The sequence below is a fragment of the Pseudomonas sp. UF-293 genome (assembly GCF_058245595.1).
In genome coordinates this window covers 178797-196301 of record NZ_JBSICA010000005.1, presented here as the reverse complement: position 1 = coordinate 196301, position 17505 = coordinate 178797, and the positions used below count along the sequence as shown (strand labels likewise).

At 59.4% G+C, this 17505-nt stretch carries 21 protein-coding genes; 6 read left to right on the top strand and 15 right to left on the bottom strand.

The window, feature by feature from the left end:
- Positions 1-61: 61 nt before the first annotated feature.
- The 6 genes from AC4IHP_RS08750 to AC4IHP_RS08725 are packed head-to-tail and all read right to left on the bottom strand — an operon-like array spanning position 62 to position 5492.
- The gene (locus AC4IHP_RS08750) at positions 62-2005 is read right to left on the bottom strand and encodes a response regulator (protein WP_490831474.1); all 1944 of its coding nucleotides are present in this window, start codon (positions 2003-2005) and stop codon (positions 62-64) included.
- Positions 1995-2870, bottom strand: a complete 876-nt coding sequence (locus tag AC4IHP_RS08745) for a sensor histidine kinase (RefSeq protein WP_490831473.1) — start codon at positions 2868-2870, stop codon at positions 1995-1997. The genes AC4IHP_RS08750 and AC4IHP_RS08745 overlap by 11 nt, the downstream gene beginning before the upstream one ends.
- Complete coding sequence (locus AC4IHP_RS08740) at positions 2863-3876, bottom strand: ATP-binding protein (protein WP_490831506.1); 1014 nt, start codon at positions 3874-3876, stop codon at positions 2863-2865. The genes AC4IHP_RS08745 and AC4IHP_RS08740 overlap by 8 nt, the downstream gene beginning before the upstream one ends.
- Positions 3873-4277: an anti-sigma regulatory factor gene (locus AC4IHP_RS08735; RefSeq protein ID WP_016774465.1), complete on the bottom strand. Its 405-nt coding sequence runs from the start codon at positions 4275-4277 to the stop codon at positions 3873-3875. Before AC4IHP_RS08735 ends, AC4IHP_RS08740 begins: the two co-directional genes overlap by 4 nt.
- Complete coding sequence (locus AC4IHP_RS08730) at positions 4274-4636, bottom strand: STAS domain-containing protein (RefSeq protein WP_016774466.1); 363 nt, start codon at positions 4634-4636, stop codon at positions 4274-4276. The genes AC4IHP_RS08735 and AC4IHP_RS08730 overlap by 4 nt, the downstream gene beginning before the upstream one ends.
- A 4-nt stretch (positions 4637-4640) precedes the next feature.
- Positions 4641-5492 carry an STAS domain-containing protein gene (locus tag AC4IHP_RS08725; protein ID WP_460118758.1) on the bottom strand — a complete coding sequence of 284 codons (852 nt, stop codon included), beginning with the start codon at positions 5490-5492 and terminating at the stop codon, positions 4641-4643.
- 260 nt (positions 5493-5752) lie between these two features.
- On the opposite strand from AC4IHP_RS08725, the gene AC4IHP_RS08720 reads away from it, so the two are divergent.
- Positions 5753-6016 (top strand): hypothetical protein, encoded by a 264-nt coding sequence (locus tag AC4IHP_RS08720; RefSeq protein ID WP_490831505.1) that lies wholly within the window; start codon positions 5753-5755, stop codon positions 6014-6016.
- Between the two features lie 55 nt (positions 6017-6071).
- Here the strand turns inward: AC4IHP_RS08720 and AC4IHP_RS08715 are convergent, their stop codons facing one another.
- Positions 6072-6593, bottom strand: coding sequence for a DUF4142 domain-containing protein (locus AC4IHP_RS08715; protein WP_016774469.1), 522 nt, complete (start codon positions 6591-6593; stop codon positions 6072-6074).
- Positions 6594-6797: 204 nt separating this feature from the next.
- Here AC4IHP_RS08715 and AC4IHP_RS08710 point away from each other — a divergent pair, with 204 nt between their 5' ends.
- Both AC4IHP_RS08710 and AC4IHP_RS08705 read left to right on the top strand, forming a co-directional pair.
- Entirely contained in the window at positions 6798-7052 is a 255-nt protein-coding gene (locus tag AC4IHP_RS08710; protein ID WP_041478686.1) for a DUF465 domain-containing protein, read from the top strand.
- Positions 7053-7151: 99 nt separating this feature from the next.
- Positions 7152-7316, top strand: a complete 165-nt coding sequence (locus tag AC4IHP_RS08705) for a hypothetical protein (RefSeq protein ID WP_490831472.1) — start codon at positions 7152-7154, stop codon at positions 7314-7316.
- Between the two features lie 167 nt (positions 7317-7483).
- Here the strand turns inward: AC4IHP_RS08705 and AC4IHP_RS08700 are convergent, their stop codons facing one another.
- From AC4IHP_RS08700 to AC4IHP_RS08690, 3 genes are all read right to left on the bottom strand, one after another.
- Positions 7484-8560 (bottom strand): SMP-30/gluconolactonase/LRE family protein, encoded by a 1077-nt coding sequence (locus tag AC4IHP_RS08700; RefSeq protein WP_490831471.1) that lies wholly within the window; start codon positions 8558-8560, stop codon positions 7484-7486.
- Positions 8557-9702 carry a sterol desaturase/SRPBCC family protein gene (locus tag AC4IHP_RS08695; protein WP_490831470.1) on the bottom strand — a complete coding sequence of 382 codons (1146 nt, stop codon included), beginning with the start codon at positions 9700-9702 and terminating at the stop codon, positions 8557-8559. Before AC4IHP_RS08695 ends, AC4IHP_RS08700 begins: the two co-directional genes overlap by 4 nt.
- Before the next feature lie 113 nt (positions 9703-9815).
- Positions 9816-10679 carry a LysR family transcriptional regulator gene (locus AC4IHP_RS08690; RefSeq protein ID WP_024012724.1) on the bottom strand — a complete coding sequence of 288 codons (864 nt, stop codon included), beginning with the start codon at positions 10677-10679 and terminating at the stop codon, positions 9816-9818.
- A 350-nt stretch (positions 10680-11029) separates the two neighbouring features.
- Between AC4IHP_RS08690 and AC4IHP_RS08685 the strand changes: the two genes are divergently transcribed.
- Both AC4IHP_RS08685 and AC4IHP_RS08680 read left to right on the top strand, forming a co-directional pair.
- Positions 11030-11506 (top strand): antitoxin Xre/MbcA/ParS toxin-binding domain-containing protein, encoded by a 477-nt coding sequence (locus tag AC4IHP_RS08685; RefSeq protein ID WP_490831469.1) that lies wholly within the window; start codon positions 11030-11032, stop codon positions 11504-11506.
- Positions 11503-11997 (top strand): RES family NAD+ phosphorylase, encoded by a 495-nt coding sequence (locus AC4IHP_RS08680; protein WP_460118766.1) that lies wholly within the window; start codon positions 11503-11505, stop codon positions 11995-11997. Before AC4IHP_RS08685 ends, AC4IHP_RS08680 begins: the two co-directional genes overlap by 4 nt.
- Positions 11998-12104: 107 nt before the next feature.
- Here AC4IHP_RS08680 and AC4IHP_RS08675 read toward each other — a convergent pair whose 3' ends face one another.
- Entirely contained in the window at positions 12105-12422 is a 318-nt protein-coding gene (locus AC4IHP_RS08675; protein WP_016774477.1) for an SCP2 sterol-binding domain-containing protein, read from the bottom strand.
- 63 nt (positions 12423-12485) lie between these two features.
- Positions 12486-13196 (bottom strand): histidine phosphatase family protein, encoded by a 711-nt coding sequence (locus AC4IHP_RS08670; protein ID WP_490831468.1) that lies wholly within the window; start codon positions 13194-13196, stop codon positions 12486-12488.
- Between the two features lie 204 nt (positions 13197-13400).
- Here AC4IHP_RS08670 and sohB point away from each other — a divergent pair, with 204 nt between their 5' ends.
- On the top strand, positions 13401-14429 hold the full coding sequence (gene sohB, locus AC4IHP_RS08665; RefSeq protein ID WP_490831467.1) for a protease SohB: 1029 nt from the start codon (positions 13401-13403) through the stop codon (positions 14427-14429).
- A gap of 70 nt (positions 14430-14499) precedes the next feature.
- Here sohB and AC4IHP_RS08660 read toward each other — a convergent pair whose 3' ends face one another.
- From AC4IHP_RS08660 to AC4IHP_RS08650, 3 genes are all read right to left on the bottom strand, one after another.
- Complete coding sequence (locus tag AC4IHP_RS08660; protein ID WP_041478697.1) at positions 14500-14994, bottom strand: DUF934 domain-containing protein; 495 nt, start codon at positions 14992-14994, stop codon at positions 14500-14502.
- Positions 14978-16636: a nitrite/sulfite reductase gene (locus AC4IHP_RS08655; protein ID WP_460118772.1), complete on the bottom strand. Its 1659-nt coding sequence runs from the start codon at positions 16634-16636 to the stop codon at positions 14978-14980. Before AC4IHP_RS08655 ends, AC4IHP_RS08660 begins: the two co-directional genes overlap by 17 nt.
- A gap of 501 nt (positions 16637-17137) precedes the next feature.
- Positions 17138-17356, bottom strand: coding sequence for a DUF2970 domain-containing protein (locus tag AC4IHP_RS08650; RefSeq protein ID WP_460118774.1), 219 nt, complete (start codon positions 17354-17356; stop codon positions 17138-17140).
- Positions 17357-17505: the final 149 nt, after the last annotated feature.

Genomic DNA, 17505 nt, shown 5'->3' with positions numbered 1-17505 from the left:
GCAGCGCCTTGCTGGCCGCCATCGCTGGCAAGCCAGCTCCCACAGGGGGATTGGCGTCAGTTCAGGCGCCATCGATTGTGCGGCGGACCTTGTCGAGCAGTTCACTGATCTGGAACGGTTTGACCAGCATGTCCATGCCGGTGCCAAGGAAGACCTGGCGGTTGAGCGCGGTTTCCGCGTAGCCGGTCATGAACAGGATCGGCAGCCCTTCGTGCCAGCCACGGGCAACATCCGCCAGTTCACGGCCGCTCATGCGCGGCAAGCCGACGTCAGATAGCAGCAGGTCGATCGACGGGTCATTCTGCAAGCGCTCCAGCGCCGATTCGATATCCGCCACTTGCGTACAGCGATAGCCGGCGTCTTCCAGCACTTCGGTAACGAACAAGCGCACCGTGGCCATGTCCTCAACGATCAGCACATGCTCGCCACTGCCTTGGGCGTCGGGCACCGGCACTGGCGCGTCGGCGCCGGTCGGGTCGTTGGTGCCGGGCAGCATGATGGTCACTTCGGTGCCACGGCGGGCGACGCTGCGGATGTGCGCGTCACCGCCGGACTGACGGGCAAAACCGTAGATCGTCGACAGACCGAGCCCGGTGCCCTGGCCCAGCGGCTTGGTAGTGAAGAATGGCTCGAACACCTTGTCGATCACGTTGTGTTCGATGCCGGTGCCGTCGTCGCGTACCGACAGCGCCACGTAAGCGCCATCGGCCAGATTCGGATCGCCGTGGGAATAAGCGGCGTAAGTATTGACCCAGATATTGCCGCCGGAGGGCAGGGCATCGCGGGCGTTGATCACCAGGTTGAGCACCGCGCTTTCCAGCTGCACCGGGTCGACCAGCGCAATCGCCGGTTTGTTGGTCAGTTCCAGCTTGAGGGTGATGCGCTCGCCGATGGTGCGCACCAGCAGTTCTTCCAGCGAGCGGACATGCTCGTTGATGTCCACCGGCCGCGTATCGAGCGGCTGCTGACGGGCGAATGCCAGCAGGCGATGGGTCAGCGAGGCCGCGCTCATCGCTGAGTTCAGCGCCGCTTCGGTATAGAACTGCACTTTGTCCAGACGCTCATCGGCCACGCGTTTCTGGATCAGTTCCAGACTGGTGATGATCCCGGTCAGCAGATTGTTGAAGTCGTGAGCGATACCGCCGGTGAGCTTGCCCAGTGCATCCATTTTCTGCACTTGCAGCAATTGCGCTTCGGCATGCACGCGTTCGGCGACCTCCTTGGCCAGTTGCGTGGTGGTGTCATCCAGCCGCGCCAGGTGCGAGCGCTCGCGGTGGCGGTGTTCGGTGACGTCCTCGACGAACACCAGGCTCAGCTCTGGCGTGCGATACGGCGAAATCTGCCATTCGGTTTCGCGAATTTCACCCTGCACGCGCATGTTCAGCGTGCCTTTCCAGCGCTCGCCGTCGACCAGCCGCAAGCGCAACTCATCGAGAATCGAGCATTGATCCTCAGCGAAGCATTCTCGCAGCGCCTGCGGATCGCGGTTATCGACAATCAACTGAGCAAAGGCGTGATTGCATTCATGTACTTTGAGGTTGGCATCGAGCACCGCGATCGGTGCCGAGACATTGGCGAAAATCTCGCGGAAACGTGCCTCGCTCTCGCGCAGGGCATTCTCCGTGTCGCGCACCCGCAGCAGGGTACGCAACGTCGCCAGCAGTACATCGGGGTCGACCGGGTGAATCAGATAGGCATCGGCGCCCGCGTTGAGGCCGGTGATGATGTCGCCGGTCTGGATCGACGCCGCTGACACATGAATCACCGGCAACAGCGCAGTGCGTGGGTCGGCGCGCAGCAGGCGGACGATGTCGAAGCCGCTCATGTCCGGCAGGTTGACATCAAGGATCAACGCATCGAGGGCTTCGCTCTCGATCAAGGCCAGACCGTCGCTGCCGGTGCCGGCTTCGAGCACCGTGTAGCCATGGCGCTCCAGGCGCCGACGCAGTGCGTAACGGGTAGCGACGTTGTCATCGACGATCAACAGGCGGATGTCACCATTCATCGACGTTCTCCAGAGCGATCGCCAGCGGGATGATGACAAAGAACGTCGAGCCCACGCCCGGCGTACTGTCTACCCCGACTTCACCGCCGAGCAGGGCGGCGAAACGCTTGCACAGTGACAGACCCAGACCGGTGCCGCGCAGACGTTTCTGCAGTGGTGAATCGACCTGTGAGAAATCTTCGAACAGCGTGTCATGCAGCTCGGCCGCGATGCCGATGCCAGTGTCGCTTACGGCAAAGCGCACCTTGTCTTCACCTTCCATGCGCGCCGATACCCGCACTTCGCCACGGGTGGTGAATTTCAGCGAGTTGGAAATGAAGTTGCGCAGGATCTGCCCGAGCTTCTTGTCATCGGTATACAGACGCGGCAGGCCCAGCGGCTCTTCGAAAATCAAATCCACCGCCGAAGCATCGACGATCGGCCGGAACATCCCGCGCAGGGCCGAGAACAGGTCGAACATGTCGAACCAGGCCGGCGAGATGCTGATGCGCCCGGCTTCGATCTTCGCCAGATCCAGCAGGTCATCAACCATGTCGCTGAGCTCGCGGGCAGCCGTGCTGACAAACGCCACTTGCTTGTGCTGCTCAGGACTGAGCGGGCCGTCGAGTTCGTCAGCGAGCAGGCTGTTGATGCTCAGGATCGAACCCAGCGGCGTGCGGAATTCATGGCTCATGTACGACAGGAAACGGCTCTTGAGATCCGACGCCTGACGCAGTTCGTCGGCCTGGTTATCAAGTTCGGCATACAGCGCCAGCACGCCCTGGTTGGTTTCATCGAGCTCTTCGCGCAGGGCGGTGTTTTCACGCTGCAACTGCGCGATGAGCGCCGCCTGTTCAGCAGGGCTCAGGGTTGTCGATTCAGCCATGGGTGGCCTCCAGGTCAACGACCAGCACCGTCACGTCATCGCGGCCACGACAGAAATCGCGGTGCAGGACGCTGGCTATCACGGACGGATGGCGATGCACCAGTCCGGGGTAGTCTTTGAGATTCCAACGGGACTGTAAGCCGTCGCTGTACATGATCAATAAATGTCCGTTCACGTGAGCATAGTCAAAGGGTTTGGCTTTACGGTACTGGCCGCCGACGATGCCGGGATGCGAGGCCAGCCCGCGTGACTTTGCCGGGTCGAGCAAGCTGGCGCCGATATTACCGACACCGGCGAACGTGAGGCCATCGCGCTGGCTGTCGAACTGCGCGAAAGCGACTGCGCCGCCGCGCGTGCCGAGCATTTCCTGATGCAGGTCTTCCATCAATACCACAGGATCGGCAAACGGTGCCCGGGCGAATGCCTGTGCCCCGGCCAGGCCCGCACGCTCGGCGTCCTCGCCATGGCCGAGGCCATCGACCACCAGCGCGCTGATTCGACAGTCTTGATACGCCAGGTGCCAGACATCGCCGCAGGCTGGATCGGCATGCAGCGAATGCTGACTGACCCCAAAACGGATATCAGCCTGACGATCGCTACGCGGAAAAATTCGCGCCAGCAGCACTGCGCCACGGTGGTCGGCGTAGACATCAAACACGTTGGTCTGCCGCGATACGGCGCCGAGGCCGATGCCTTGTGTGCCGCCAGTGGAAAAGCCATCCGCCAGACAGGCATCCAGATCAAAGCCCTGAGCCCGATCGACGGTCTGCATTTCGATGCCGAAACCGTTATCCGGCCGAGCCAGGACACGCAGATGAAACTCACCGCGCTGGGCATGCTTGAGTACGTTGCTCGTCAGTTCCGTCGCGACCAGCGCCACACGGCCGGCATCGTTTTCGTCGAAGCCATGCTGCTCGGCGAGTTTCTGCGCAGTGCGCCGCGCGTGGCCGATCTGGCTGCTGTCCTCGATCGGCAGAACCTGGGTCAACGACCCGGTGATATTCATGTCCATCGTGTAATCGTAATGCGCGTGCCTTTGCCGGGCTCAGTGTCGAGTTCGAATTCATTGACCAGACGCTTGGCACCAGTCAGGCCCAGACCCAGACCGCTGCCGGAGGTCCAGCCGTCGGTCATCGCCAGTTTGATGTCGGGGATGCCCGGGCCTTCGTCGCGGAACGTGATGCGCAAACCGACCCGGCCGTTTTCCTCGAGGATCTGCCAATCCATGTCGCCGCCGCCGCCATAGACCATGGTGTTGCGCGCCAGCTCGCTGACGGCGGTGACCAGTTTGGTCAGGTCGATCAGGCGCATGCCGCATTCGGTGGCGAGCTTGCGCGTGGTCTGGCGGGCCAGTACCACGTCCTGTTCGATCAGGATGGGTTGAGTACCACTGCTGCGCACGGTCATTGCAGGCGTACTCGATCCTGCAGCAGTTTCATTCCGCGTTCGACGTTGAGGGCGGTGCTGACGCCCGGCAAAGTCATGCCCAACTCAACGAGCGTGATCGCCACGGCCGGCTGCATGCCGACCAGCACGGTTTCCGCGTCCATGATTTTCGACAGCCCGGAAATCGTGCCGATCATGCGCCCGATGAAAGAATCGACCATGTCCAGCGCCGAGATGTCGATCAACACCCCACGCGCCGAGGTCCGGCTGATGCGCTCGGACAGATCGTCCTGCAGGGTCATGGCGAGTTGATCGTGCATGTCGACCTGAATGGTCACCAGCAGCAAATCGCCCATCTGAAGAATCGGAATACGCTCCATCGGCTCAGACCGCTTTGCCGAGGCTGATGCCCAGGCGAGTCAGGGCCAGTTTCAATGCGTCGGCCAGATTGGCCTTGGTCACTACGCCTTGCAGGTCCAGACCCAGGTGCACGATGGTTTGCGCAATCTGCGGACGCACGCCGCTGATGATGCAATCGGCGCCCATCAGACGGATTGCGGTCACGGTTTTCAGCAGGTGCTGGGCGACCAGGGTGTCAACGGTCGGCACGCCGGTGATGTCGATGATGGCGATTTCCGAACCGGTGTCGACGATGCGTTGCAGCAGCGATTCCATTACCACTTGGGTGCGCTGCGAATCGAGGGTGCCGATCATTGGCAGGGCGAGGACGCCATCCCACAGCTTGACGACAGGGGTCGACAGTTCCAGCAGTTCTTCCTGCTGACGCTTGATCACCGCTTCACGGGATTTCTGGAAGGTGCCGATGGTGTGCATGCCGACGGTGTCGAGCAGTTCGGAAACTTCCAGCAGTTGCTCGGCGAGCAGTGCCGGCTGATCCTGATAATGATTTTGCAACAGGGCGAACAGCGGACCTTTCAAGGCGAAGATGAAGTTGGCGGTTTGTTGGGAATCCTGGCCGAGCAGGGCGCGGCTCTGCGACAGCTTTTCAAGGAACTGACGGGTATCTTCCCAGCCAGCGGCGGCAATCTTGCTGCCGTTGCCGTTTTCCAGACCGGTGAGCAGCAGGCTCAGCAGGTCGCGGGTTTGCTGAGCGAGGTCGTGTTCCTTGAGATTGCGCGTGGCGCCGCTGGCCTCGAGGCGTTTGGTCCATTCGCTCAACAGTTGAGCCTGATTGTTCTTGATTGCTTCAACTGTGCTGTTCTGCAGTGCTGCCATGTGCGTGTCGCTCCGTTACGTATAGGGGCCGGCTCGGCGAAATGAGCGGCGCGATTTGACTGACATTTGCCGCTTGAAATAGTTGTTCAGCCAGCGGTGATTTTTTCTGCCTGCCGCGTCGAACGCCCCGGTAACTCTAGTCGGCGTGGCGGCAGGCAACGATCTTTTGAACGAATCTACGGCGTCAGGCTTCGAATCTGCATGCCCGACGTTTTCCAGTCGCGCTGGAAGAAGGAGGCAGGACTATGAATGAGGTGGATATGAACGAGCAAGCGCCGCAACAGCAAAATCAGTCCTCAGAGTCAATTAACCGCAACGACCCGGCCATCGACCCGCAAACGCCGGGGCAATCCCAGCCTGCACCGGCCGAAGAAGGACGGGCGGACAGCGCGGCTGCCGAGGTCGATCAGAAACAGCATCACAATGACAACAGCAACGACTTCAGCCCTGGATTCAAGCCTGACCCGGATCGTCCTGAACCGGGCGAAAGCACCGACGCCGATATCGACACCGATGGCGGTTGATCGCCAAAACGCAAAAGGCCGCATCGGATGATGCGGCCTTTTTATTGCCGGGCGGTTACTTGCTCGGGTGTTTGGCTTGCAGCTCTTTGGCGTGGGCCAGATGTTTTTCCAGCGCCGGGAGCATTTTCTGCGCGAACGCTTTCAGTTCGGTTGCGCCTTTGGCCTTGTCATCGGTCACAGTGTTCGCCTGTTTCTTGAACAGCTCGATGGTTTCTTCGTGCGCCTTGACCTGGTTGTTGGCGTAGGCCGCATCGAAGGATTCATCGCGCATGTCGAGAATCTTTTCCTTGGCTTGTTTGACCAGGGTGGTGGTGTCCGGAACTTCGATGTCGTTGGCTTTGGCAATCGCCGCCAGTTCGTCGTTGGCCTTGCTGTGATCGGTGATCATCTGGTTGGCAAAGGCTTTGATGTCAGCGGACTGGCTTTTTTCCAGGGCCAGGCGACTGGTTTCGATTTCAGCAATGCCACCGGCGGCGGCGTTATCGACAAAATCGTTGTCGGTCGCGGCAAAGGCGCTGCCCATGCCGGCAGACAGGGCAACAGCCAGAGCAAGATGACGCAGGTTGAATCCGTCCATTGGGTATCTCCACGCAGGTTTTTGTGAGCGTTATCCAATGGAGCGAACGCAGAAGCCAAAGGTTTTATCGCATTTCCGACAGGGCGACGAACGGCAACCGCTGGTCTGACAGGGTGTCGACAGAAGCCGTTGCGCAAGGCCATGCTGATAAAGAGTCAGCGCATCGGTCGCGCTGGTTGTCGATCAATTTGATGGAGGTGTTTCATGCCGGTTTCACATGATCTGTATCAGGACCTGGGGTGCAAAAAGGAAGAGATCGAGCAAAAACGCTCCGAGGATCCGAAGCTGGACTCGCTGCTCAACAAGTATTTCGACGTGGATAAGGCTGTGGTCGAAGCCGAGAACGCGCAGTCAGACGCCCCCACTGACGACGAGCTGAAGAAGCTCAAAGAGAAGCGTGTGATCGTCAAGGAACAGATCGTTGCCCAACTGGCCGGGCAGCCGCTGACGGGACAGTAATCGCCCGACCTGCGGTCACACTTTGAAGGGAACGGCAACGGTCAATGGCACCTCCAATGTGCAGAGTCTGCAAACCATCGACTCGTTGCGAGGTGCCTCATGAACGACCCCAAATTCCCCAGTGAAGAGCAGGGCGGCTTCGACCCGATTCCTACCCGTCCTGAACCGAACAGCCCGTCGCATACCACTGCGCATCCGGAAAAAACCGTGAAAGAGCTGCCGGAGGATGAAGATCCGGAGAAGTTCGACCGTTCCGGCAACTGACAGACCGCCTTCGCGAGCAGGCTCGCTCCCACATTGAAATGCGCAATCGCTGGCAAGCCAGCTCCCACAGGTTCTTCTGGTGGACACATATTTGGTGTTCATATGGACACTGTGGGAGCTGGCTTGCCAGCGATAGCGTCGGTCCATATGGTGAAAATTTTACTGTTTTACTTCAGCGCCGAATCCAACCCCATCCGCCCCATATGCGTCGCCTTCAACGAGCCGAAATACAACCACTGCCCATACTCGCGCACCGTGGTGATCGGTGAATAATTGCCATCGCTCGCATCCTGCAAACTGGCAATTACCTTGCCGTCCAGATCCAGTCCCAGCACAAACCCGCGCTTTTCGACAGGCTTGGGCAAAACCGTCAACGCCCGCACGATCATCTTGCGCAAAAACGGATGTTCAGCCGTGCCGTCGAGCAGGGCATTGCGTGGTGCATACAGCGCTACCCAGAAACGATTGCTGCCATTGAACGAGAGGTTGTCCGGCAGCCCCGGCAAGTTGTCGATGAACACATCATTGGTGCCGGCCTTCGGTCCGCTCACCCAGTAGCGGCTGATGCGATAAGCGCCGGTTTCGTTGACCAGCACGTAGGCTTCGTCGGGGCCCAGGGTGACACCGTTGGCGAACTGCAGCTTGTCGAGCAGCACGCTGGTCTTGCCGCTCTGAAAGTCGTAACGCAGCAAACGGCCGTCGGCGCCGTGCTCGATGATTGCCTCACCGTCATGGCCATAGCCCCAGCGGCTCGAGGCATCACTGAAATAGGCATAGTGGCCGGACTTGTCGACCGCTACATCATCAGTGAAGCCAAATGGCAAACCGTTGGCTTCGGTGGTCAAGGGGATCACGCGGCCCTGTGCATCGAGAGACAACAAACCTTTGACCGCGTCGGCAATCACCAGCATGCCGTTCGGATGACGGGCCAGGCCCAACGGGCGGCCGCCGGTGTCGGCGAGAACCTTGCGCTGCGTACCGTCGAGGCTGCTGCGAATCAATCGGCCGTCGTGCAATCCGGTGATGAGGAATTCGTCTTCCAGTAGCAACGCCTCCGGCCCTTCGATGTCGCTCGGCCCGACCTTCGCCACACCTTTGAGGCGCTGGTTGTCCGCGTAGATCCCGTCTCTCAACGACGGCGCCGGTAGCGGCGTCCAGGCCACCGGTTCGACTTTGGTCGGCAGCAATAACAAGAAGGCGATGACAAGAACGATCAGCAGGCACAGCACATAACGTAGTTTCACACGCTGGCCCTCGCCGTGCCGATACGCTCGGCAGCCTTGTAGCGCAGGGCGAGCATGGACGCGGCAGACTCGCGCTCAATGCGCCGCTTGAGCAACAGGCGATTAGCCAGACGCATGAGCAAGCCGTCAAAGCGATATTCCAGCGTACGCACGAATCGCGTGCCGCCAGCCTCCGCCGAACACTCGTAAGTCAGCCGCAGGGACAGGCCCTGATCACTTTGCGCGCGTGCGCACCAGCGCCGTCCCGGCAGATATTCAGTGACTTCCCAGCGCAAGTGACCGGCACGTCCGCCGGCATGGATATCCTCTTCGAAACGCGCCCCGGCATGCAGTGGACCTTGCGGGCCGTCAATCTTCAATGAAGAGGGATGCCATTCCGGCCAGTGACTGACGCTGGCGGCATAGGCCAGCACGGCGACCGGTTCGCCGGGGATATCGATCTGGTGCTGCATGCGCGTCATGGGCATTTTCGAATGACTCAAAGGGGCGGGTTCCGGCTCGCGGTACAGCGTGCCGAACAGGAAGTCCATCAAGGGCAGAACGATGTTGAAATTGCGCTCCTGCATGTGCTCGCGGCGGTGATGCAATTCGTGCAGACGGCGCATCTGGCGGATCCACGGCAAACGGGCCAACGGATTTTGCGGCGGCAGATGTTCGCAGGCATGGAACACTTCGTAGAGCAGATAGCCAAGCACCATGCACCCGGCGAACAGCCCGGCGACATTGGCGTTGATCTGCGCGAGCAGCCACCACAGCGGCAGGGTGATCAATAGCGTATGAATGACGATCAGCCAGGCTGGAAACAGAATCACCCGCCAGTCCCGAGCGCTGTCGTAGCTCATGTTGCCGGGGGTGAAAAAACTGTGATGGTCGCCGGCATGCCGCGCGTAGAACATCTTCGCGAAAGCTTTTTTGTGATGACCCAAATGACGATGGACCATGTACACGCCGAAGTTGAACAACAACAGGCTCAGCGGCACGGTCAGCCACTCCAGCCAGCTCACCGAATCTACTGTGTGCCAGAACGCAGCAATCGCGAGAATCCCGAACAGCAGCACGAACGCGCCATGCAGCCACGGGTTGTATAAAGGATGAATGGCCGCGCGGTAACGGCCGCGGAATGCCTCGGTGGTCTGCCTCAATGCGTTTCACCTGCGGGTATTGTTGTTATACCCGGCAGATTAGCCGATCCGCTGACTTGTGCAGGGCGAACGTTGAGGTCACAAATGCCATGCTCTGGACTGCAAGCGCTGCATCAGCTCAACGGATTCCAGCGTTGTGACCAGTCGTCATCGGTGCGGATCACTTCGCGCAACAGATCGAAGGCCTGCTGCAGCACGGCCGAGTCGCGATCACGGGAATACACCAGATAGGTCGGATAACCGAATTCCGGCGCTTTGGTGACGGCTTCCAGCGCGCCGGTTTCCAGATAAGTGCGCACGACCCGGGTGCGGAAATAACCACTGCCGCCATGTTCGAGGATGTATTGCAGGGCCAGCGGACCAAGGTTGAAGCTCAGCGCGGCTTTGGCTTTTTCCGGTAGGGCGGCGTCGTGCTGACGGCGGAAATCCGGGCCCCAGTCGATGTAGACGTATGGTTCGGGACGCTCGGGCGCGCGCACCAGAATCAGTTTTTCTTCCAGCACTTGCTCGACCTGCAGGCCCGGCCAGTATTCCGGTTGATAAACCAGCGCGGCATCGAGCACACCGAGTTCGAGCTGACGTAAAAGATTTTCGCCATCGCGGATTTCCATACGCAGTGCGTGGCCGGGGATTTTCTCGCGCAGTTCCGCCGCCCAACTGAGCATCAGCGGATTGCACAGGCTGACCTCGCCACCGATGTGCAGAACGTTGTGATAACCCTCGGGCAGCGGCAAGTCGCGGCGCGCGGCTTCCCAGGTCTGTACCAATTGATTGGCATAAATCACGAACGCTTCGCCATTGGCCGTCAACTTCGCTCCGGCGCGATTGCGCACGAACAGCGTGCTGCCTAACTGGCTTTCGAGCTTCTGCACCCGTGCGGTGATCGCGGTTTGCGTGACGAACAGCTTCTGCGCGGCGGCGGCGAGGCTGCCGTGACGGACGATTTCGAGGAAAGTGCGGGCGAGGTCGATGTCCATGGAGCAGGGCCGGTATCTGGAGGTGGAGCGCATTGTAAGTCAAAAGTCCCTCGCCCCAACTTGAAAGCAGCAACGGATTACACCGCTGAAAATTGCGTTTGGGTCCTACGGAAACAGGAGCGTTTTGATCAGATGAGGGGATATTTCTGACGACTTTTTCAGGTTGGTCGTCGGACGCTGGGTCTATAGCATCAGTCCTGACATTGAAGTCATCGAGCGCACAGATCGCTCTGGACCCGGACAAAGGATGGACTATGCGAATCCCACTGATTGAAAGCCACACGCCTGCTTACTCCCCTCGCCACTACTGGCGCGACGATCGCGCCAGATGCCCCTCGGAGGACGTCGCCATGCCGACCGCCAAAGCGCCGCGGCTCACAGGCTTGAAGAAGCTCGAGGGTACGCCTTCGGAGTTGCTTCTGCGTGGGCAGGACACCGGCGACGACCCGATGCTCGTCCTGCGCTGCACAAGCGAAGGATTTGAGCTGCTCGATGTGGTCAACATGATCGCAACCTCCGAGCTGTACCAACAGGGAGAGATGGTCAAACGTATCACCGGCAAATCTGTGAGAACCGTGCGACGTCTGCTCAAGGAGGGCGTGCCGGTGCGCCTGGACACGCCACAGAGCATCATCGCCTACCAATATGCCGCGGCGCTGGAGCTGGCCATTGAGGTGTTCGGGCGACAGGCCAAGGCCGAGTCATGGCTGCAGCAAAGCGCCACATACTTCTATGGTCATGTGCCGCTCGATCTGGTCGGGCATGCGTTGGGGTTCAGGATGGTGGAGGAGTATCTGAACCAGATCAAATACGGGGTTTATCAATGAATCCCTTGCCCTGGGATGATCGCTGGTATGCCTGGCGGCTGGATCGCGAGATGTACAGCGCTACCTGGAATAGCGGGCTGGGTTCGAAACTGGACGGCGGCCGCTGGAATACGCCTGGGCGCAGAGTCGTTTATGCGTCGGTCGACCCATCCACGGCGATTCTGGAAGTGGCGGCCCACGGCAGTTTTGATGCGCTTGATCAGGAGCCCTATGTGTTGACCTGTTTTGAGATCACCCACGACGCCAGCGTCAGAATCGTGCAGCCTGAGGATGTGCCCAACCCGCAGTGGCTCACCCCGATCAAAACCTCGCCCAACCAGCGAAAGTTTGCCGATGCACTGTTGGCTGAACATCCATTTGTTCTGGTGCCTTCGGTGGCAACGCGGCACTCGTGGAATTTACTGGTGAGTTGCGATCTGGCGGAGGGTCAGTTCAGGATGGTTTCGCAAGAGCGGTTTGGGCTGGATACGCGGTTGTTGCAGGAGGGTTGATCGTACCTCCGCGAGCGGAGCGCGAAGCCGAGCCCTGCGCTGATTCCCCTTGCATCAACGACAAATCCCGCCAAAAGGGCGGGATGTGTGTTTGACCAGGCAGCTTCTTACGAAGGGAACAGCTCGGACAGTTTCATCGACAGCATCATGTCGCCTTCAACGCGCAGCTTGCCGCCCATGAAGGCTTGCATGCCGTCGGTTTCGCCGCTGACGATGTCTTTGAGGGTCTGGCTGTCCAGCACCAGCGTGCAGTTGGCGTCCGGGTTTTCACCTTCCTGGATGTCGCAGGTGCCGTCTTTGACGATCAGTGCGTATTGCTTGTCTTCGTCGGTAATGTTGAAACCGAAGACCAGGTCCAGACCGGCAGCGGCGGCTGGGTTGAACTTGGCTTGCATTGCTTTTACGGCATCAGCTACGGAGGTCATGGTTCGATCCTTTCTTGGTCATGGGAGCTGGATGGTTACAGCCAGGGTCACAGTAAGCCGGACTCAGCGAAAAGTGATGAGGTCCGGGGCCTTCAGCAGTTGCAGGTGTGCGTGACTGTTGAAGGAAGCCAGAGCCACCTCGCGACCGCGAAACTTCAGTTGGTTGAGCGAGGTGTTGACGATTTGCCAGTTCAGTTCAAAGGCCTGTCTGGCAGGCATTTGCGTAATCAGGTGGAGCAGGGCAGTGATGGTGCCACCGGAGGTGAACACGGCGATTTTCTGGTTCTTTTCTGCCAGATCGAGGATGCGGTGCAGCCCGGCCTGAACCCGCTCGACGAAACCCAGCCAGCTTTCCAGTCCGGGTGTGTCGCAGGTGCCAGCAAGCCAGCGCTCGACGATCAGGGCGAAGATGCGCTGGAATTCACTGCGGTTTTGCGCGGCGTTGCGCAGGATGTCGAGGGCTTCCGGCTCTTCCGGCAGCATGGCCGGGAGCAGGGCGCGGATCACCGCATCGGCATCGAATTCGTTGAAGGCGGAATCGGTTTCCAGGACGGGTACCGGCAGGCCTCTGGCGCTGAATTGCTCCAGTGCACTGGTGGCCGTGTGCTGTTGACGACGCAGGTCACCGGCAAGGCAACGATCAAAGCTGATGCCGAGATCGGCAAGGTGCTGGCCGAGGATTTCTGCCTGACGCACACCGGTCGGCGACAGGACGTCGTAATCGTCTGCACCAAAGGAGGCCTGGCCATGTCGTATCAAGTAGATGCTGCCCACGTCCGCGTCGTCCCGGTACGTTGAAGGTCAGGCGAGGTTATGAGGATGGCGTAAGGCTGTCAATGAAAAAACATACGCTTGTTTGAAATGCCCGTTACAGGCATGTTGCCAGAGGTTTCACGGCTGGCCGATGAGCCGGCGCATGGGTATGCTGGAGCCATTCCGCGTGTATTACAGTTTCACGCATTGCTTTGAGGAGTCTCTGTGGATTTTTTCACCGAATACGCCAGTTTTCTGGCCAAGACTGTCACATTGGTGATCGCCATTCTGGTGGTGCTGGCCAGTTTCGCCGCGTTGCGCAGCAAGGGTCGACGCAAATCGGCGGGCCAGTTGCAGGTCAGTAAACTCAACGATTTCTACAAGGGTCTGCGTGAACGGCTGGAGCAGACCCTGCTCGACAAGGATCAGCTCAAGGCTTTACGCAAGGGCGAAGCGAAAACGGAAAAAAGCGCGAAGAAACAGAAGAACAAGCCTGAGACCAAGTCTCGGGTGTTCGTGCTCGACTTCGACGGCGATATCAAGGCTTCCGCCACCGAGAGCCTGCGCCACGAGATCACCGCGCTGCTGACCCTGGCCACGCCGAAAGACGAAGTGGTTCTGCGTCTGGAAAGTGGCGGCGGCATGGTGCACAGCTACGGTCTGGCGTCGTCACAGCTGGCCCGAATCCGTGAGGCGGGCGTGCCGTTGACCGTTTGTATCGACAAGGTCGCAGCCAGTGGCGGTTACATGATGGCGTGCATCGGCGACAAGATCATCAGCGCTCCGTTCGCCATCCTCGGGTCGATCGGCGTGGTCGCGCAATTGCCCAACGTCAATCGCCTGCTGAAAAAGCACGATATCGATTTCGAAGTGCTGACCGCCGGTGAATACAAACGCACTCTGACCGTGTTTGGCGAAAACACTGAAAAGGGCCGCGAAAAGTTCCAGGAGGACCTCGACATCACCCATCGCCTGTTCAAAAACTTCGTCGCCCGTTATCGCCCGCAACTGGCGATCGATGAGGTGGCTACCGGTGAGGTGTGGCTCGGTATCGCTGCGCTGGAAAACCAACTGGTGGACGAACTGAAGACCAGCGATGAATACCTGGCGCAGAAAGCCAAACAGGCGGAGGTCTATCACCTGCACTACGCCGAGCGCAAAAGCCTGCAGGAACGCATCGGCATGGCTGCCAGTGGCTCGGTGGACCGCGTGCTGTTGAGCTGGTGGAGTCGTCTTACCCAGCAACGCTTCTGATAAACACCAGGCATAAAAAAACGCCGGTCATATGACCGGCGTTTTTGTGTCCGCAACAAAAGCTCTAGGCTCAGCGCCGACGGAACAGCGGCAGTGGTTCGTCACTGGCGGCCTGGTAGGTCACCGAGAAGTCCTTGAGGCCTTCCAGTGCTTCGTACGGGTCTTTGTCCGCGCGAATGGCAAAGGCGTCGAAACCGCAGCGATGCATGTAGAACAGTTGGTCCCGCAGTACATCGCCAATCGCGCGCAACTCGCCTTTGAAACCATAACGGTCACGCAGCAGACGGGCATTGGAGTAACTGCGGCCATCGGTGAACGCCGGGAAATTCAGCGCGATCACTTGAAACTCACCGACGTCTTCACCGATTTCTTCGGCTTCCTCGTCAGCATCCAGCCATACGCCGAGACCGCCGTCGCGGGCCTTGAGCATGCGGCTGTGCTCGCGCCACAACTGCAGAGGAACGATCAGATCGTCGCAGTTGCTGATCTCATCGATGTTGAAATCCTTCGGCAGCAAGTGCCAGGTCTCGTCGACGACTTCGTTGTTCTTAATGATTCGCTGCATAGACGCGTTCCTTGAAGAGGTCGATGCCAATACGCTGATAGGTGTCGATGAAGCGCTCGTCTTCGGTGCGTTGTTCAACGTACACGTCGATCAGCTTCGAGATCACGTCAGGCATGGCTTCCTGTGCGAAGGACGGGCCGAGGATCTTGCCCAGGCTCGCATCACGGCTGGCGCTGCCGCCGAGGGAAACCTGATAGAACTCTTCGCCTTTCTTGTCGACGCCGAGAATGCCGATATGGCCAACGTGGTGGTGACCGCAGGCATTCATGCAACCGGAGATGTTCAGGTCCAGCTCACCGATGTCGAACAGGTAATCCAGATCGTCGAAGCGACGCTGGATCGATTCGGCAATCGGGATCGACTTGGCGTTGGCCAGTGAGCAGAAGTCACCGCCCGGGCAGCAGATGATGTCGGTCAGCAGGCCGATGTTCGGCGTGGCGAAACCGCCTTCTCGCAACTCGCCCCACAGGGTGAACAGCTGGCTCTGCTCGACATCGGCGAGGATGATGTTCTGCTCGTGAGAGGTGCGCAGTTGACCGAAGCTGTAGCGGTCGGCCAGATCGGCCACAGCGTCGAGCTGCTTGTCAGTGATGTCGCCCGGGGCAACACCGGTCGGCTTCAACGACAGCGTTACAGCGACATAGCCCGGCTTCTTGTGCGCCAGGGTGTTGCGGCTACGCCAGCGGGCGAAGCCCGGATGCTCTTTGTCCAGATCGGCCAGTTGTGCGGTCTGGTTGTCGAGGACCTTGTAGTCCGGGTCGACAAAGTGCTTGGCGACGCGATGCAGTTCGGCTTCGGTCAGCGTGGTCTGGCCACCGCGAAGATGCTCCATTTCCGCGTCGACTTTCTGCGCGAACACTTCTGGCGTGAGCGCCTTGACGAGGATCTTGATCCGCGCCTTGTATTTGTTGTCACGACGGCCATAGCGGTTGTACACACGCAGAATGGCGTCGAGGTAGCTCAACAGGTCCTGCCACGGCAGGAATTCATTGATGAACGCGCCGACCACCGGCGTACGACCGAGACCACCGCCGACCAGCACGCGGAAGCCCAGCTCGCCTGCGGCGTTGTAGACCGGTTCCAGACCGATGTCGTGAACTTCAATGGCAGCGCGGTCGCTGGTCGAGCCATTCACGGCAATCTTGAATTTGCGCGGCAGGTAAGCGAATTCCGGGTGAAAGGTGGTCCACTGACGGACGATTTCGCACCATGGACGCGGGTCGATCACTTCATCGGCGGCGACGCCGGCAAACTGGTCGGTGGTAACGTTGCGCAGGCAGTTGCCGCTGGTCTGGATAGCGTGCATCTGCACGGTCGCGAGTTCGGCGAGGATGTCCGGGATGTCTTCCACCGCCGGCCAGTTGAACTGCACGTTCTGCCGCGTACTGATGTGGGCGTAGCCCTTGTCGTAGTCGCGGGCGATTTTGGCCATCATGCGCACCTGGCGCGAAGTGAGCTGGCCGTAAGGCACCGCCACGCGCAACATCGGCGCAAAGCGCTGGATGTACAGGCCATTTTGCAGGCGCAGGGGGCGGAATTCTTCTTCGCTCAGCTCACCTGCCAGATAGCGTCGGGTCTGATCACGGAACTGCTTGACGCGGTCCTCGATGATCCGCTGATCGTACTCGTCGTATACGTACATATAAGTCCTGTTCTCAGGCTTGGGCTACTCGGAAAACGCTGCGTTTTCGCTTGCTGGAGTCCGATGTTGCCTCTGCAATTCTGCGCGCACGGCCGCGCACTCCGTCACGGAGCCGGGGCAATATACCCGTTTGCAGTTATGCGCAAAAGTGATGTTTGAGTATATGTAAAGAACCAAATCGCCTAACGCGAATGGCTTGCAACTAATCCACATTTGTCGTGCGGACAATCATCGTCTTTACTCTGATCGAGTCTATGTGCAATCACCGATAAAACCGACAAGAGGCGATGCAATGAGCAACCCGACCAAAGCCAGGAAAAGCGACAGCAGCGTCGATGCGTGGGCCATTTTGTTCCTGATTATTCTCGTTGTAGGAACAGCGGTCTTCTGGGTCAGCCACCAGTGAGCGAAACTCCGGGTCTGACCGCACGCCTGTAGCCGGTGGTTCGCCAGTGACAAGGCTCGATCGCTTTGCCAAGGCCCGGATTTCTCATATCCACTTCAAACGCCGGCCAGATGCAGCACCAGTTTGACGATACCGAACAGCGTCAGACCGAAAACGGCTGTGAACAAAACGCCCAGTATCAGGAAATGGCTGGGCTTGCCGTGGGTGAAATCCCTTTCCCGGTTTTTGCCACTCTGTACGCCGAATGCTGCGGCCATGACGCTGTGCAGCATCTGCCAGAAGGTCGGCGGTTTGTTGTCGACTGGATCGTCCATAAATCCCTCTCCGCAAAATCGTGCATTACAAGCATAGTCAACTCTGCACCCGACGGTTCTAACCCGTCGCAACACCTTCCTCTCGACTGCGCCGTCATTCGCCACGACCGGGTCCTTCATCACCGATTTGACTAGCGCGCCGGGCGTTT

Coding starts and splice junctions, on each gene's coding strand:
- AC4IHP_RS08750 (WP_490831474.1), bottom strand. CDS start 2,005: ATGAATGGTGACATCCGCCTGTTGATCGTCGATGACAACGTCGCTACC.
- AC4IHP_RS08745 (WP_490831473.1), bottom strand. CDS start 2,870: ATGGCTGAATCGACAACCCTGAGCCCTGCTGAACAGGCGGCGCTCATC.
- AC4IHP_RS08740 (WP_490831506.1), bottom strand. CDS start 3,876: ATGAATATCACCGGGTCGTTGACCCAGGTTCTGCCGATCGAGGACAGC.
- AC4IHP_RS08735 (WP_016774465.1), bottom strand. CDS start 4,277: ATGACCGTGCGCAGCAGTGGTACTCAACCCATCCTGATCGAACAGGAC.
- AC4IHP_RS08730 (WP_016774466.1), bottom strand. CDS start 4,636: ATGGAGCGTATTCCGATTCTTCAGATGGGCGATTTGCTGCTGGTGACC.
- AC4IHP_RS08725 (WP_460118758.1), bottom strand. CDS start 5,492: ATGGCAGCACTGCAGAACAGCACAGTTGAAGCAATCAAGAACAATCAG.
- AC4IHP_RS08720 (WP_490831505.1), top strand. CDS start 5,753: ATGAACGAGCAAGCGCCGCAACAGCAAAATCAGTCCTCAGAGTCAATT.
- AC4IHP_RS08715 (WP_016774469.1), bottom strand. CDS start 6,593: ATGGACGGATTCAACCTGCGTCATCTTGCTCTGGCTGTTGCCCTGTCT.
- AC4IHP_RS08710 (WP_041478686.1), top strand. CDS start 6,798: ATGCCGGTTTCACATGATCTGTATCAGGACCTGGGGTGCAAAAAGGAA.
- AC4IHP_RS08705 (WP_490831472.1), top strand. CDS start 7,152: ATGAACGACCCCAAATTCCCCAGTGAAGAGCAGGGCGGCTTCGACCCG.
- AC4IHP_RS08690 (WP_024012724.1), bottom strand. CDS start 10,679: ATGGACATCGACCTCGCCCGCACTTTCCTCGAAATCGTCCGTCACGGC.
- AC4IHP_RS08685 (WP_490831469.1), top strand. CDS start 11,030: ATGCCGACCGCCAAAGCGCCGCGGCTCACAGGCTTGAAGAAGCTCGAG.
- AC4IHP_RS08680 (WP_460118766.1), top strand. CDS start 11,503: ATGAATCCCTTGCCCTGGGATGATCGCTGGTATGCCTGGCGGCTGGAT.
- AC4IHP_RS08675 (WP_016774477.1), bottom strand. CDS start 12,422: ATGACCTCCGTAGCTGATGCCGTAAAAGCAATGCAAGCCAAGTTCAAC.
- AC4IHP_RS08660 (WP_041478697.1), bottom strand. CDS start 14,994: ATGCAGCGAATCATTAAGAACAACGAAGTCGTCGACGAGACCTGGCAC.
- AC4IHP_RS08655 (WP_460118772.1), bottom strand. CDS start 16,636: ATGTACGTATACGACGAGTACGATCAGCGGATCATCGAGGACCGCGTC.
- AC4IHP_RS08650 (WP_460118774.1), bottom strand. CDS start 17,356: ATGGACGATCCAGTCGACAACAAACCGCCGACCTTCTGGCAGATGCTG.